At 69.7% G+C, this 14,081-nt stretch carries 14 protein-coding genes; 7 read left to right on the top strand and 7 right to left on the bottom strand.

Annotated elements, in window-relative coordinates; all coding sequences use genetic code 11:
- Positions 1-2 precede the first annotated feature (2 nt).
- The 4 genes from BM345_RS19620 to BM345_RS19605 all read left to right on the top strand — a co-directional run bounded on the left by BM345_RS19620 (position 3) and on the right by BM345_RS19605 (position 6,780).
- Positions 3-1,331 (top strand): efflux RND transporter periplasmic adaptor subunit, encoded by a 1,329-nt coding sequence (locus BM345_RS19620; RefSeq protein ID WP_093382389.1) that lies wholly within the window; start codon positions 3-5, stop codon positions 1,329-1,331.
- A 13-nt stretch (positions 1,332-1,344) separates the two neighbouring features.
- Positions 1,345-4,509 (top strand): efflux RND transporter permease subunit, encoded by a 3,165-nt coding sequence (locus tag BM345_RS19615; RefSeq protein ID WP_093382386.1) that lies wholly within the window; start codon positions 1,345-1,347, stop codon positions 4,507-4,509.
- Between the two features lie 16 nt (positions 4,510-4,525).
- Positions 4,526-5,959: an efflux transporter outer membrane subunit gene (locus BM345_RS19610; RefSeq protein WP_254789826.1), complete on the top strand. Its 1,434-nt coding sequence runs from the start codon at positions 4,526-4,528 to the stop codon at positions 5,957-5,959.
- Between the two features lie 143 nt (positions 5,960-6,102).
- Entirely contained in the window at positions 6,103-6,780 is a 678-nt protein-coding gene (locus BM345_RS19605) for a c-type cytochrome (RefSeq protein ID WP_093382381.1), read from the top strand.
- Positions 6,781-6,825: 45 nt separating this feature from the next.
- Here BM345_RS19605 and BM345_RS19600 read toward each other — a convergent pair whose 3' ends face one another.
- From BM345_RS19600 to BM345_RS19575, 6 genes are all read right to left on the bottom strand, one after another.
- Positions 6,826-7,539: a B3/B4 domain-containing protein gene (locus BM345_RS19600; RefSeq protein WP_093382377.1), complete on the bottom strand. Its 714-nt coding sequence runs from the start codon at positions 7,537-7,539 to the stop codon at positions 6,826-6,828.
- A gap of 64 nt (positions 7,540-7,603) precedes the next feature.
- Complete coding sequence (locus BM345_RS19595; RefSeq protein WP_093382375.1) at positions 7,604-8,425, bottom strand: AraC family transcriptional regulator; 822 nt, start codon at positions 8,423-8,425, stop codon at positions 7,604-7,606.
- On the bottom strand, positions 8,422-8,979 hold the full coding sequence (locus tag BM345_RS19590; RefSeq protein ID WP_093382669.1) for a DUF2946 family protein: 558 nt from the start codon (positions 8,977-8,979) through the stop codon (positions 8,422-8,424). The genes BM345_RS19595 and BM345_RS19590 overlap by 4 nt, the downstream gene beginning before the upstream one ends.
- A 62-nt stretch (positions 8,980-9,041) precedes the next feature.
- Complete coding sequence (locus tag BM345_RS19585; RefSeq protein ID WP_093382372.1) at positions 9,042-10,025, bottom strand: YheT family hydrolase; 984 nt, start codon at positions 10,023-10,025, stop codon at positions 9,042-9,044.
- A 3-nt stretch (positions 10,026-10,028) separates the two neighbouring features.
- Complete coding sequence (locus BM345_RS19580) at positions 10,029-10,478, bottom strand: YybH family protein (RefSeq protein WP_093382370.1); 450 nt, start codon at positions 10,476-10,478, stop codon at positions 10,029-10,031.
- A 30-nt stretch (positions 10,479-10,508) separates the two neighbouring features.
- Positions 10,509-11,270 carry a Rossmann-fold NAD(P)-binding domain-containing protein gene (locus tag BM345_RS19575; RefSeq protein ID WP_093382367.1) on the bottom strand — a complete coding sequence of 254 codons (762 nt, stop codon included), beginning with the start codon at positions 11,268-11,270 and terminating at the stop codon, positions 10,509-10,511.
- A 56-nt stretch (positions 11,271-11,326) separates the two neighbouring features.
- Between BM345_RS19575 and BM345_RS19570 the strand changes: the two genes are divergently transcribed.
- From BM345_RS19570 to BM345_RS19560, 3 genes are read left to right on the top strand one after another with little or no spacing between them, the layout of a single operon-like run.
- Complete coding sequence (locus tag BM345_RS19570; RefSeq protein WP_093382666.1) at positions 11,327-11,920, top strand: LemA family protein; 594 nt, start codon at positions 11,327-11,329, stop codon at positions 11,918-11,920.
- A gap of 34 nt (positions 11,921-11,954) precedes the next feature.
- Entirely contained in the window at positions 11,955-12,917 is a 963-nt protein-coding gene (locus BM345_RS19565; protein WP_093382663.1) for a TPM domain-containing protein, read from the top strand.
- On the top strand, positions 12,918-13,442 hold the full coding sequence (locus BM345_RS19560; RefSeq protein ID WP_093382365.1) for a TPM domain-containing protein: 525 nt from the start codon (positions 12,918-12,920) through the stop codon (positions 13,440-13,442). It abuts the gene before it with no gap.
- 13 nt (positions 13,443-13,455) lie between these two features.
- Here the strand turns inward: BM345_RS19560 and BM345_RS19555 are convergent, their stop codons facing one another.
- Positions 13,456-13,791: a hypothetical protein gene (locus tag BM345_RS19555; protein WP_093382362.1), complete on the bottom strand. Its 336-nt coding sequence runs from the start codon at positions 13,789-13,791 to the stop codon at positions 13,456-13,458.
- Positions 13,792-14,081: the final 290 nt, after the last annotated feature.

The following is a 14,081-nucleotide window of genomic DNA, read 5'->3' as shown; positions in this document are numbered from 1 at the left end:
GCATGCCTCAACTGCATGATGTTTCTCGCAGCAGCTTTCCCTTCCCGGCGCGCCTGGCCGCCGTCGCACTCGCCGCTTTGGCAATCGCGGCCTGCGGCAAGAGCGAGGCGCCCGGCGCCCACGGCGGCGGGGGCGGTCAGATGCCGGCACCCGAAGTCGGCGTGATCCTGGCCACCCCGGGCGACGTCGGCCTGCTGGTCGAGCTGCCCGGCCGCACCGAGGCCTCGCGCATCGCCCAGGTGCGCGCGCGCGCCGCGGGCATCATGCTGCAGCGCCTGTTCAAGGAAGGCAGCGATGTGAAGGCGGGCCAGCCGCTGTTCAAGATCGACCCTTCGCCTTACGAGGCCACCCTGCGCAGCGCCGAGGCCAGCCTGGCGCGCGCCGAGGCCAATGTGGTGCAGACCAAGGCGCTGGCCGAGCGCTACAAGCCGCTGGTCGAGGCCAACGCGGTGAGCAAGCAGGAATACGCCAACGCCGTGGCTGCGTGGAAGCAGGCCGAGGCCGACGTTGGCGTGGCCCGCGCGTCGCTCACCACCGCGCGCATCAACCTGGGCTACGCGACCGTGACGGCGCCCATCTCCGGCCGCATCGGCCGCGCGCTGGTCACTGAAGGCGCCTTGGTCGGCCAGGGCGAGGCCACCGAGCTGGCCGTGATCCAGCAGATCAACCCCATGTACGTGAACTTCACGCAGTCGGCCAGCGACGTGCTGCGCCTGCGCCGCGCCCTGGAGGCGGGCCTGTTCAAGCGCGCCGGCGGCGGCGAGGCGGCCAGCGTGAAGATCGTGCTGGAAGACGGCACCGAGTACCCGCAGGAAGGCAAGCTGCTGTTCTCCGACCTCACGGTGGACCCCACCACGGGCCAGATCACGCTGCGCGCCGAAGTGCCCAACGCCAACGGCAACCTGCTGCCCGGCCTGTACGTGCGCGTGCGGCTGGAGCAGGCGCAGGTCACCAACGCCATCACCGTGCCGCAGCAGGCCGTGACGCGCACCCAGCAGGGCGACAGCCTGATGGTGGTGGGCGCCGACGGCAAGGTCAGCACCCGCAACGTGAAGATCAGCGCCGGCCAGAACAACCGCTGGGTGGTGCTCGACGGCCTGAAGGCCGGCGAGCAGGTGATGGTCGACGGCTTCCAGAAGCTGCAGATGATGCCGCCGGGCACGCCCGTGAAGGCAGTGCCGTGGCAGGCGCCTGGCACCGCCGCACCGGCCGCCGGGGCCGCACCGGCTGCCGCAACTGCGCCTGCCGCCGCCGGCGCAGCGCCCGCGGCCGGTGCAGCGGCTGCCTCCCCTGCCAAGCCTGCGGCCGGCGAGCCGGCGGCCAAGCAATAAGGAGCGCCGCCGCATGGCCAAGTTCTTCATCGACCGCCCCATCTTTGCGTGGGTGATCGCGCTGTTCGTCATCGTGATGGGCGCTGTGTCCATCACCCAGCTGCCGATCTCGCAATACCCGCCCGTGGCGCCGCCCGCCATCGTGGTGACCGTCGCCTATCCCGGCGCTTCCGCCCAGACGCTGGAAGACAGCGTGCTGGCCGTCATCGAACGAGAGATGAACGGCGCGCAGGGCCTGATCTACATGGAGTCGGTGGCGCAGGCCGACGGCACCGGCACGATCACCATCACCTTCGAGACCGGCACCAACTCCGACCTGGCGCAGGTGGACGTGCAGAACCGCCTCTCGCGCGCCACCCCGCGCCTGCCGGCTTCGGTGACGCAGCAGGGCGTGCGCGTGGACAAGTCGCGCAACAACTTCCTGCTGTTCACCATGCTGTCCTCCGACAGCGCCGCCATCGACGACACCGCGCTGGGCGACTACGCGTCGCGCAACATCGTGCCCGAGCTGCAGCGCGTGCCCGGCATCGGCCAGGTGCAGCTGTTCGGCTCCGAGCGTGCCATGCGCATCTGGATCGATCCGGCCAAGCTGCGCGGCTACAACCTCTCGCCCGCCGACGTGAACACGGCCATCCGCGGCCAGAACGCGCAGGTGGCCTCGGGCGTGCTCGGCGACCTGCCCAACGTGCCCGGCCAGGCCATTGCCGCCACGGTGGTGGTCAACGGCCAGCTCACGAACGTGGAGCAGTTCGGCAACATCGTGCTGCGCGCCAACACCGACGGCTCGGCCGTGCGGCTGCGCGACGTGGCCCGCATCGAGCTGGGTGCACAGACCTACTCCACTTCGGCCCGCCTGAACGGCAAGAGCGCGGTGGGCATGGGCGTGCAGCTGGCACCCAGCGGCAATGCGCTGGCGGCCGCCAAGGCCATCCGCACCAAGATGGATGAGCTGTCGAAGTTCTTCCCGCCGGGCGTGAAGTGGACCATTCCCTACGACAGCTCGCGCTTCGTGAACATCTCCATCACGGAAGTGGTGAAGACGCTGTTCGAGGCGGTGGCGCTGGTGTTCGTGGTGATGTTCCTGTTTTTGCAGAACTGGCGCTACACCATCATCCCGACCATCGTGGTGCCCATTGCCCTGCTGGGCACCTTCGCCACGCTGCTGGCGCTGGGCTTCTCGATCAACGTGCTGACCATGTTCGGCATGGTGCTGGTGATCGGCATCGTGGTGGACGACGCCATCGTGGTGGTGGAGAACGTCGAGCGGATCATGGCGGAGGAAAGGCTCTCGCCGCTGGAAGCCACACGCAAGGCCATGAAGCAGATCTCGGGCGCCATCATCGGCGTGACCGTGGTGCTGATCTCGGTGTTCGTGCCGCTGGCCTTCTTCGCCGGCTCCACCGGCAACATCTACCGCCAGTTCTCGGCGGTGATGGTCGCCTCGATCGCCTTCTCGGCCTTCATGGCGCTGTCGCTCACGCCGGCGCTGTGCGCCACGCTGCTCAAGCCGGTGGACGACGACCATCACGAGAAGAAAGGCTTCTTCGGCTGGTTCAACCGCGGCTTCTCGCGCACGGCCAAGGGCTATGAAAGCGTGGTCTCGCGCATCCTGCGCCGCGCGGCGCGCTACCTGATCATCTACGCGGCCATCGCGGGCGCCGTGGTGATCGTGTTCCGCAGCCTGCCCACCTCGTTCCTGCCGCAGGAAGACCAGGGCTACATCATCGTGAACGTGCAGCTGCCGCCGGGCGCCACCAAGGAGCGCACCCTGTCGGTGATGCAGCAGGTGGAGGGCTACATCCTCAAGCAGCCCGAAGTGCAGAGCATGGTGGCGGTGATGGGCTTCAGCTTCTCGGGCCAGGGCCAGAACGCCGGCCTCGCCTTCGTGACGCTCAAGGACTGGCACGAGCGCAAGGGCGCGCACGAGACGGCGGACGCCATCGCGGGCAAGGCCTTCGGCGCGCTCTCGGGCATCCGCGATGCCTTCATCTACCCGCTGTCGCCGCCGCCCATCCCCGAGCTGGGCAATGCCAGCGGCTTCACCTTCCGCCTGCAGGACCGCAGCGGCGCCGGCCACGAGGCACTGACCAACGCACGCAACCAGCTGCTGGGCATGGCGAGCAAGAGCCCGCTGCTGGCGCAGGTGCGACCCGACGGCCTGGAAGACGCGCCGCAGCTGCAGATCGTGATCGACCGCGACAAGGCGAACGCGCTGGGCGTGAGCTTCGAGTCCATCAACACGACGCTGTCGACCTCGCTGGGTTCGGCCTACATCAACGACTTCCCGAACCAGGCCCGTCTGCAGCGGGTGGTGGTGCAGGCCGACGCGCCGGCGCGCATGCAGCCAGACGACCTGCTCAAGCTCAACGCGGCCAACAGCCAGGGGCAGCCGGTGCCGCTGTCGGCCTTCGCCATCACCAAGTGGGTGAACGGCGCGCAGCAGACAGTGCGCTACAACGGCTACCCGGCGATGCGCATCGCCGGCGCGGCGGCACCGGGCTACAGCTCGGGCGCGGCCATGGCCGAGTTGGAAAAGATGGCGGCCCAACTGCCGGCAGGCTTCGGCTACGAATGGACCGGCCAGTCGCGCGAGGAAAAGCTCGCCGGCTCGCAGGCCATCATCCTGTACGGCTTCTCGATCCTGGCGGTGTTCCTCTGCCTGGCCGCGCTGTACGAGAGCTGGACCATCCCGCTGTCGGTGATCCTGGTGGTGCCGCTGGGCGTACTGGGCGTGCTGCTGGCCACCTGGCTGCGCAGCTATTCGAACGACGTGTACTTCCAGGTGGGTCTGATCACCATCATCGGCCTGTCAGCGAAGAACGCCATCCTGATCATCGAGTTCGCCAAGGACCTGCAGGCCTCGGGCAAGGGCGTGGTCGAGTCGGCCCTGGCCGCGGCGCACCTGCGGTTCCGCCCGATCGTGATGACCTCGCTGGCCTTCGGTCTGGGCGTTCTGCCGCTGGTGCTGGCCACCGGCGCGGGCTCGGCGAGCCAGCGTGCCATCGGCACCGGCGTGCTGGGCGGCATGGTGACCGGCACGGCGCTGGCCGTGTTCTTCGTTCCGGTCTTCTTCGTGGTCGTGCGCTCGCTCTTCAAGGGCAGCACGCGCCAGCATGACGCCGACCGGCGCCACGCGCGCGCCGCCGGCATCGAAGGCGAGGAGCCGCGCTATGAATAAACACATCGAGAAGCCAATGAGGAATCCCCTCGCCCACATCAGCGCCGTTGCGGCGGCCGTCCTGCTGGCCGGCTGCTCGATGGCCCCGACCTACGATCGGCCCGCCGCGCCGGTGCCGCAGTTCTTCCCGAACAACCCGGCGCAGATCGCGGGCCAGCCCGCCACGGCGAACATCGCCTGGCAGGACTACTTCACCGACCCGCGGCTGGCGCGCCTCATCGGCACCGCGCTGGAGAACAACCGCGACCTGCGCGTGGCGGTGCTCAACATCCAGACGGCACAGGCGCAGTTCCGCATCACGCGCTCGGCGCAGGTGCCCAACCTCAACCTCAATGCCGGCGGTACGCGCCAGCGGCCCTCGCTGCTGGGCAACACGGTGAGCGAAAGCGACTACGTCAACGTCGGCATCCCCTCGTGGGAAATCGACTTCTTCGGCCGCATCCAGAGCCTGAAGGACGCGTCGCTGGCCCAGTACCTGGCCACCGAGGAATCGCGCAAGGCGACGCAGATCAGCCTGGTGGCGGCTGTCGCCACCGGCTGGCTGGCGGTGATTGCCGACGAGGAGTCGCTGGAGATCACGCGCGAGACGCTGGCCACCCGCCAGGAAGGCCTGAAGCTGTCCCAGCTGCGCTTCGACAACGGCGTGATCTCGGCGATCGACTTGCGCCTGTCCGAGTCGCTGGCCGAGAACGCCCGCGCCACCTACGCGCAGCAGCAGCGACTGCGCATGCAGGACGAGAACGCGCTCGCGCTGCTCTTGGGCACGCCGGTGCCGCCCGACACCATCAAGGGCGGCCTGGGCGCGCTGGACGCAGTCAGCCCCATGGCCGACGTGCCGGCCGGCCTGCCTTCGGACATGCTCGAGCAGCGCCCCGACATCCGCGCGGCCGAGCAGCAGTTGCTGGCGACCAATGCCAACATCGGCGCGGCACGGGCCAACTTCTTCCCGCGCATCTCGCTCACCGCGACCTACGGCACGGCCAGCAACGAGCTGTCGGGGCTGTTCAAGAGCGGCTCCGAGGCCTGGTCCTTCGCGCCCTCGCTGGTGCTGCCGATCTTCGACTATGGCGCCAACAGCGCACGGCTGGACTCGGCGTGGGCCAACCGCGACATCGCGGTGGCGCAGTACGAGAAGTCGATCCAGACGGCCTTCCGCGAAGTGGCCGACGCCCTCGCCGGCCGCGCCACGCTGGGCGACCAGCTCGACGCGCTGCGCAAGACGGCAGCCGCGGAAGAGGCGCGCTTCAAGCTGTCGGACCTGCGCTACCGCAACGGCGTGGCCAATGCGCTGGACCTGCAGGACGCGCAGCGCTCGCTGTTCACGGCCCAGCTGGCGGCCACGCAGACGCGCCTGACGCAGCTGCAGAACCAGGTGCTGCTCTTCAAGGCGCTGGGCGGCGGCTGGGTCAGCCGCGAGGCGGTGGCGAGCCAGGCGCAGGCGGGGCGCTGAGCGGGGTCACGGAGCTGGCCGTTGACGCGGCGCCACAAGGAGGGCCTTCCCCAGGGCGGCAGCCCCGGGGGCCCTTCTATAATCCCCGGTTGATTTCAGGTCCCCTTACGAGACAGCCCCCCGATCGAAAACTTGAGGACTCCATGAGCGACGCCGCGCATACCGAAGAAGCCCACACCGGCCCCATCAAGAATCCGAAGCAGCTTCTGATAGCGGTCTTCTTTTCCTTCGTTGCTCCCATCCTCATCATCGTGGCCCTCGTCTACTACGTGGTGTCGGCCTACATGCCCTCGGGCGCGGCCAGCGGCGGCGACATGAGCCTGTACGGCGTCTCGCAGAAAGACCGCGAGCGCGACGTCTCGGCCCGCCTGGCCAAGGTCGGGTCCATCGAGATCCGCGACGCCAACCGCGAACTCGCCACCGGCGAGGCCGTGTTCAAGGCCCAGTGCGTGACCTGCCACGGCAGCCCCGGCATTCCCGGCGCCCCGCACATGGGCGACGCCGCCGCCTGGGGCCCTCGCCTCGGCCAGGGTTACGCGACGCTGCTGGAGCACGCGCTCAAGGGCAAGGGCGCGATGCCTGCCCAGGGTGGCGGCGATTTCGAAGACACGGAAATCGGCCGTGCGGTGGTCTTCATGGCCAACGCCAGCGGCGGCAAGTTCCCGGTGCCCGAGCGTGCGGCGCCCGCAGCGTCGGCAGACGCGGCAGCTCCGGCAGCGGCACCGGCCGCTGCGGCGGCTCCCGCTGCTGCTGCCCCCGCTGCTGCTGCTGCCCCTGATGCAGCTGCTCCCGCGGCTGCCGCTGCCGCACCCGCCAAGTAAGCGCCCGTCGCTGCACAAGAAAAGCCGGCCCTTGGCCGGCTTTTTTCATGCCCGCGCGAACGGCAGCGCCGGGCTGGCACGCTGGAGGCGCCGCGCGTCCAGCACACGGCCACCCAGCGCATCCAGCAACGCGGCCAGCACCTGCTGCAGGCGGTCCAGGTCCTGCGAGGCACCGTCGTGCATCGCCTCCGCGACGATCAGGACCTCGGTGGTGGCGGGCCGCACGGTCGAGAGGACGCTCTGCCGGTGGCACCATCGGCGCGCATGGGCATGGCCCTGCTCGTCGGCAAAGACCACCTCGCCCGGCTCCGGCTGTTCGGCCTCCCCGCCGAAAGCGAGGTGGCGTTCTTCGCCGGTCGCCGGCCGCACCTGCAGCGAGCCGTCCACCTGCGCCAGGTCGAACACCGCGATCGGAATCGCGTGGGCCAGCGAGGCCGCGTTGCAGGCATCCACCAGCGGATGCAGGGCGGGCAGCGCATCGTCCTTGCGAAATCGCCGCAGCAGCGACTCGGCGGCGCAGCGGTACTGCGTGGGCTTGAGGCCCATGCGCGAGAAGGCGCGGCGCCAGGCCTGGATCTCGGGAAACTCGCCCTCCGGGCCGGCAGCGAGGCGGACGCGCGCCTGCTCGTGGAGCGCGGCGATCTGCGCGGCCGGCGCACTCGCATCCGGTGCGAGGCTGCGGACATGCAGCGCCAGCACGGCCAGCCCCGGATGAGCGGCCCAGATTTCGTCGGCGTGGGAGAACTGATTCAAGGACATCGTCGGCTCGAGCTTGCGAAGGAGCCGATCAGTCTGCGCGCACCGTGGCGCGCGGTCTTGAACGCTATTGCGCTTGCGCGCGCTGCCAGGCGCCGGGGGTGAAGCCGAGCTGCCGCGCGAAGGCGCGCGTCATGTGGCTCTGGTCCGCAAAGCCGGCGTCCGCCGCTGCCTGGGACAGCGAGGCACCGGCACGGATGGCGCCTCGCGCACGCGCGACCCGTTGCTGCAGCAGCCAGGCATGCGGCGGCAGTCCGTGGACGCGTGTGAAGCGCCGCAGCAGCTGGTACTTGCCCAGTTGGGCGAGGGCCGCGAGTTCGTCGAGGGAGGGCACGCTCAGCAGCTCGTCGGCCAGGCGTTCTCGCACCCTCGCGACGGGACCATGGGCATCGGGTCCGATCGGCGGAACGCTGGCGTGCGCCTGCAGCAACCGGCCCAGCACTGCGGCCAGCGACTCTTCGCAGGCGAGACGCTCCAGGGCCGTGTCGGCGTCCTTCGCCCGCCACGCTTCGAGCCGACCCAGCAGTTGGTGCAGCGCGGACTGGAGCAGCGGGTCGCAAATGACGGGCCGCGTGAGTTCGATGTCGTCGCGGCCCGCGGCGGCGGCCAGCAACTCGCGTTCGAAGTGAACCATGCGCCAGCGCCGCGCGTGCCCGTCCAGCGGCCGGCCGTCGTGCACCTCGCCGGGGTTGCACGCGAGCAGGTCGCCAGCCCGGGCGTCGACCTCGCCACGACCGCTGGCCGAGCGCTGTGCGCCCCACTCCAGCACGCCGATGCCGAAGGTGTCGTGCCAATGCCTGCCGAAATGGCGCTCGCTCTCGGTGCGGACGCTGTGCACGCCCGGCCAGGGCGAGCGTGCCACGCGGCATTGGTGCCAGGGTGCCGTCAAGCGGGGCCCGCCTTGTGCTGCGCCTGCGGTGGCTGCTTCGCCTGCGGGCTGGCCACGTAGCCGTAGTGTGCAGGCAGGTCCTGCGCATTCACCGTCTCGGGCTTCCAGCGGCCCTGCTCGATGGCATCGGCGGCGGCTTCCATGTCTTGCGTGTGAACCACGCCCAGCCCGATGGGCGAGGCGAGGTAGACGCGGCCGTTCTCGTCCACCAGGCAGGCCGAGACCTGCACCGGCACGCCGCTGTGCGTGCTGACTTTGGCGCCCGCGTCCTCCACGCGCCAGACCCAGGGCGTGGCCTCCAGCTCCACGTACACGCGCTGCGGGCCGTTCTGGAAGAACCACTGGCCGGCGTCGTCGTGCTCATAGTTGCGCTGGATGAAGTCGATGAGCTTCTCGTGCCGCAGCAGCGAGCCCTTGGCTTGCGGGAAAGGGCCCGCCGCCTGCGTGCGGTCGTCGCGCATGTACCAGTTGCCGCGCGCATCCAGGCCGAGCCAGCCGTAGCAGTCCGGGACGTTGGGCCACTTGGCGAGTGCCTGCTTGACGATGTCATCCATGATCTGATTCTGCTCCTGCGATGCGCGCTCGGCGCGAAAGACCACGCCCGCCGCAGCGCGGCTCAGGCGTGCTTCATGAGCCAGCCGCCGACTTCACGCGGCAGGCCGGAGACGTTGCCTGGCGGCACGCCCGCGGCAAAGCCCACATGGCCGCCATGCGCCGGCTGCCACAGCGTGACGTACTCGCCCACGTCCTGCTGGCGCGGCAGGCTGGCCGCGGGAACGAAGGGGTCGTTGCGGGCATTGACCACCAGCGTCGGCACGCGGATCTCGTGCAGGTGCGGCTTGGCCGAGCCGCGCTTCCAGTAGTCGTCGGTGTCCCTGAAGCCATGCAGCGGGGCGGTGAAGACGTTGTCGAAGGCATAGAGATCGCCCGCGCGCATCAGCTCGTCGCGGTCGAACAGGCCGGGGTGCTGCGCCAGCTTGGCCAGCGCCTTGGGCTTCATGGTGTTGAGGAACATGCGCGTGTAGACCAGCCGGTTGAAGCCCCGCCCGATCGCCATGCCGCCTGCCGCCAGGTCCACCGGCGCGCTCACCGAGGCGACCGCACTGGCGATGCGGCCCGCCTGGCTGCCGGCTTCCTCGGTCCAGCGCAGCAGCGCGTTGCCGCCCAGCGAGACGCCCACCACCAGCATCGGGCCGCCACCCATTGCATCGTGGCGGGTACGCAGCTTCGAGAGGATCCAGCCGATCTCCTCGAAGTCGCCCGAGTGGTAGGCGCGCGGCGCCAGGTTGAGCTCGCCGCTGCAGCCGCGGAAGTGCGGCACCGCGTAGTCCATGCCGTGCTGCGAGGCAAAGGCCGCGAAGGCCTGCGCATAGTGGCTGCGCGACGAACCCTCCAGGCCGTGGAAGAGCACCAGCAGCGGCCGCGCGAGCGTGGCCGGCGGCGTCTTGAGGAAATCGACGTCGATGAAATCGCCATCGGGCGTGTTCCAGCGCTCGCGCCGGAAGTCGGGCGGCGGGCCTGCCACGCTGCGCGCGGCGATGGCCGACCAGATCGTCTGCAGGTTGCCACCGGGCAGCCAGAAAGGCGCTGCGTATTCCATGAATCAGTGTAGGAGCTGCGGCGCGTCGTGCATGTCGGACGGCTCCTGCACGGTGCCGGGGCTCGCGTGGTGGGCCACCATGCGCCAGCCCTGCGCCGTGCGGTGATAGACATTGGTGGCCAGCACGAAGGCCAGCTTGGGGCCTTCTGCGGTGAGCACCTCGATGCGCTCGAGCACGTTGTGCACCGAGCTGCCCAGCGCCTCCACCTTGCGCACGCGCGCGGGCGTGGCATGGATGGCGCCGTTGCCGAACATCTGCTCGAAGGCGCCGCGGATGGCGTCGGTGCCCACCAGGCGCGGGCCGCCGGGGTGCACGCAGAACACTTCCTCGTCGTCGGCCCAGCAGGCCATGAGCGACTCGAGGTCGCCGTGCTGCAAGGCCTCGTAGAAGGCGGCTTCGACGTCGTCGGCGGTTCCGCCGAAGTCGCTGCGTTGTCGGGTCTTGGTGGCCATGGGGGCGATTTTGCCTTGTCGTCCCCGGCTTCAGACGCGCAGCCAGGCGCGCACCACCGCCTCGACGTCGCCCTGGGCCGCCTGCCACACCACCTCGGGCGCGGCCACGTGCGTGCCCGGCGGCGCCAGGCGCAGCGCCGCGTCGACAAATTGCGCCACCACCGCGGCGCGCACCGGCTGCTCGCTGGCGGGCACCATGAAGCGGACGATGGAGAGCATCCACTCGGCCAGGCGCTGCGGCAGGCTGCCACGGGGCGCATTGGCGGGCTTCTGTGCCGAGCGCACCAGCAGCAGCCGCTCGAAGCCCAGCGCGGCGACGGCCTGCTCGTCCATGCTGGCCAGGCCGCGCTTGAGCGCCTCGGGCAGGCGGCCCTGCGCATGCGGCTGCACCACGGCCAGGGTGCGCACGCCGCAGCTGCGCAGCCAGCGGGCGATGTCCGGCAGCTGCGAGGGCTCGGGTGTCCACAGGGCGCGCTCGCGGTCGTGGTAGAGGCGCGGCGGGTCGAAGCTCACCAGGGCAACATCGGCCTGCACCTTGGGCCAGTCATCGTCCTGTCCGTCGGAGCCGGGCGGCATCAGCACGCTCTGCACGCCGCGCAGCCCGTCCTGCATCGGCTCGCGCGCCAGCACCAGCACATGCGCATAGCGGTGGCTGCCAGCCAGGCGGCGCAGCAGCTCGTTGCCCAGCACGCCGGTGGCGCCGGCGATCAGCAGGGTGGCTTCGGCGCGCGCAGGGGCGCGCAAGGGCGGGCGCTGCGCCGCCTGCAGCACCTGCATGGGGTCAATGGACATGCGGGCGATGCTACCTGTGCTAAGTTTGCGCCCGTCCAAACTCGGGAGTTCGAATGATGAAGCGCTGGATTGCAATGATCGCGGTGGTCCTGTCACTGACGGGGTGTGGCTACAACGACTTCCAGCGCCTCGACGAGGCCACCAAGTCGGCCTGGAGCGAGGTGCTCAACCAGTACCAGCGGCGTGCCGATTTGGTGCCCAACATCGTGGCCACGGTCAAGGGCCAGGCCAACTTCGAGCAGGAGACGCTCACCAAGGTGATCGAGGCGCGGGCCAAGGCCACCTCGATCCAGGTGACGCCCGAGACGCTCAACAACCCCGAGGCCTTCAACAAGTTCCAGCAGGCGCAGGGCGAACTGTCGGGGGCGCTGTCGCGCCTGATGGTGGTGGCCGAGCGCTACCCCGAGCTGCAGGCCAACCAGGCCTTCCGCGACCTGCGCGTGACGCTGGAGGGGACCGAGAACCGCATCACCGTGGCCCGGAACCGCTACATCCAGACGGTGCAGGAGTACAACGTGCTGGCGCGCAGCTTCCCGACCAACCTCACGGCCAAGGTCTTCAGCTACCAACCCAAGCCCAACTTCAGCGTGCAGAACGAGTCGCAGATCTCCACGCCGCCCACGGTCGATTTCGGCGCGCCGAAGAAGTAAGGCGCCGCAGCTGCCCGATATGCCGCGCGTGGGCATGACCCGCACCCTGGCCGCCGTCCTGCAGGCGGGCGTGCTGCTGCTCGCCTTCTGGGCCGGCCTCGCGCCGGCGCAGGGCCTGCAGCCGGTGCCCACGCTCACGGCGCGCGTCATCGACCAGACGGGCACGCTGGACATCCAGCAGCGCCAGGCGCTGGAAGCCAAGCTCGCCGCACTGGAGGCCGAGAAGGGCTCGCAGGTGGTGGTGCTGATGGTGCCCAGCACGCAGCCCGAGGACATCGCCAGCTACGCCAACCGCGTGGCCAACGCCTGGAAGATCGGGCGCAAGGCGGTGGGCGACGGCGTGCTGGTGATCGTGGCCAAGGACGACCGCCGCATGCGCATCGAGGTGGCCAAGACGCTGGAGGGCGCCATCCCCGACATCATGGCCGCGCGCATCATCGACAACGCGATGAAGCCCCGCTTCCGGCAGAACGACTTCGCCGGCGGCCTGAACGACGCCGTGGACCAGATCGGCAAGCTGGTGCGCGGCGAGGCGCTGCCGCCGGTGCAGCAGCAACCCAGCGGCAGCTTCGACAACAACAGCGGCAACAACGGCGAAGGCTTCGACTGGGGCACGCTGGGCATCTTCCTGTTCTTCGGCGTCGTGGTGCTGGGGCGCGTGCTGCGCGGCGTGCTGGGCAACAAGCTGGGCGCACTGGCCACCGGCGCGGCCACCGGCGGCATCGCCTTCTTCGTCACGGCCACGCTGTGGATGGCGCTGGCGGCGGGCATCGTGGGCCTGATCTTCACACTGGTCTCCAGCGCCTTCGTCGGCATCCCCACGCTGGGCCGGGGGCATGGCGGACGCGGTGGCTTCGGCGGCGGGCTGGGCGGCGGCTACGGCGGCGGTGGCTGGGGCGGCGGACATGGCGGCTTCGGTGGTGGTGGCGGCGGCGGTGGCTTCGGTTCGGGCGGCGGCGGTGACTTCGGTGGCGGCGGCGCCTCGGGAGATTGGTAGATGGGCAAGCGATCCTTCTTCGGCAAGCTCGCGCGCATCTGGCGACACCGCTGGATGGACCGCGCCGAGGTGCGGCGCGCACTGCCGCCCGAGCTGCTGGAGCGCCTCACCGGCCGCGTGGCCGCGAGCGAGCGCCGGCACAGCGGCGAGGTGCGAATCTGCGTCGAAGCCGGCCTGCCCAACTCCTACCTGTGGCGCGATGCGACGGCGCGCGAACGCGCGGTGGCCATGTTCGGCAAGCTGCGCGTGTGGGACACCGAGCACAACAACGGCGTGCTCATCTACCTGCTGCTGGTGGAGCACGCGATCGAGGTCGTGGCCGACCGCGGCATCGCGAAAAAAGTCAGCGAAGCGGAATGGAGCGCCATGACGCGGCGCATGGGCGCGGCCTTCAAGGAAGGCCGATTCGAGGATGGGCTGACGCAGGCCCTGGCAGAGGTGTCGGCGCTGCTGGTGGCGCACTTCCCGCTGGCCCCCGGCGAGACCGACGGCAACGAACTGCCCGACGCGCCGGTGGTGATCTAGGAAAAGCCGGGCTTCAGTCGAAGGCCTGCAAGAGCCGGCCGGAAACGTAGATGCGCAGGTCCGACCCTGCAGGCTGGCAGCTCACGCGGAAGGACTCATCGCCCATGACGCTGCCTTTCCAGTGCAGGGTGAAGATCGGCTCGCGCCCCAGGGGCGACTCGGTCACGAAGTTGTGGCGCGTCACCTCCATGATGACGCTGACCTCTTCGTCGCTGGTCTGCTCGATCTCGCCGCGATAGAACTGCAGGCCGTCCGCGCCCACGAAGACCTTCTTGTTGATCTGCACGGCCGCTCGGCCCAGCGTGCCCACGCTGGTGGTGAAGGTGGCTTCGTAGATTCCGTTTTTCATCGTCGATTGGATTGACTGCTGATGTTTCGGGCGGGCGCGCAATCGGCCCCGCAGGCAGACTAAACCCGGGTGCTGTCGGAAGGAGTAGGAGATAGCCGACGTCAACGGTAAGTAGCGCCGGGGAACGCGCAGGAATTCACGCTCTTGCCTGAGGCAGCCTGCCAGGCATTCGAAGAGCCGTCAGGCGCATTCGAACTTTCTCATTCACCGGGCTCGGCTTCCGGTCTTCCAGCGTTGCGATCGAACGGCATCGGCGCGGAGCGGACGGCCGGGCGCCTGCTTCCGCGGTT

Source organism: Variovorax sp. OV329, from assembly GCF_900114785.1.
In the GTDB taxonomy this organism is placed as follows: domain Bacteria; phylum Pseudomonadota; class Gammaproteobacteria; order Burkholderiales; family Burkholderiaceae_C; genus Variovorax.
Note: the sequence above shows the minus strand (reverse complement) of the source record. Positions and strands in the feature narration are given on the sequence as shown.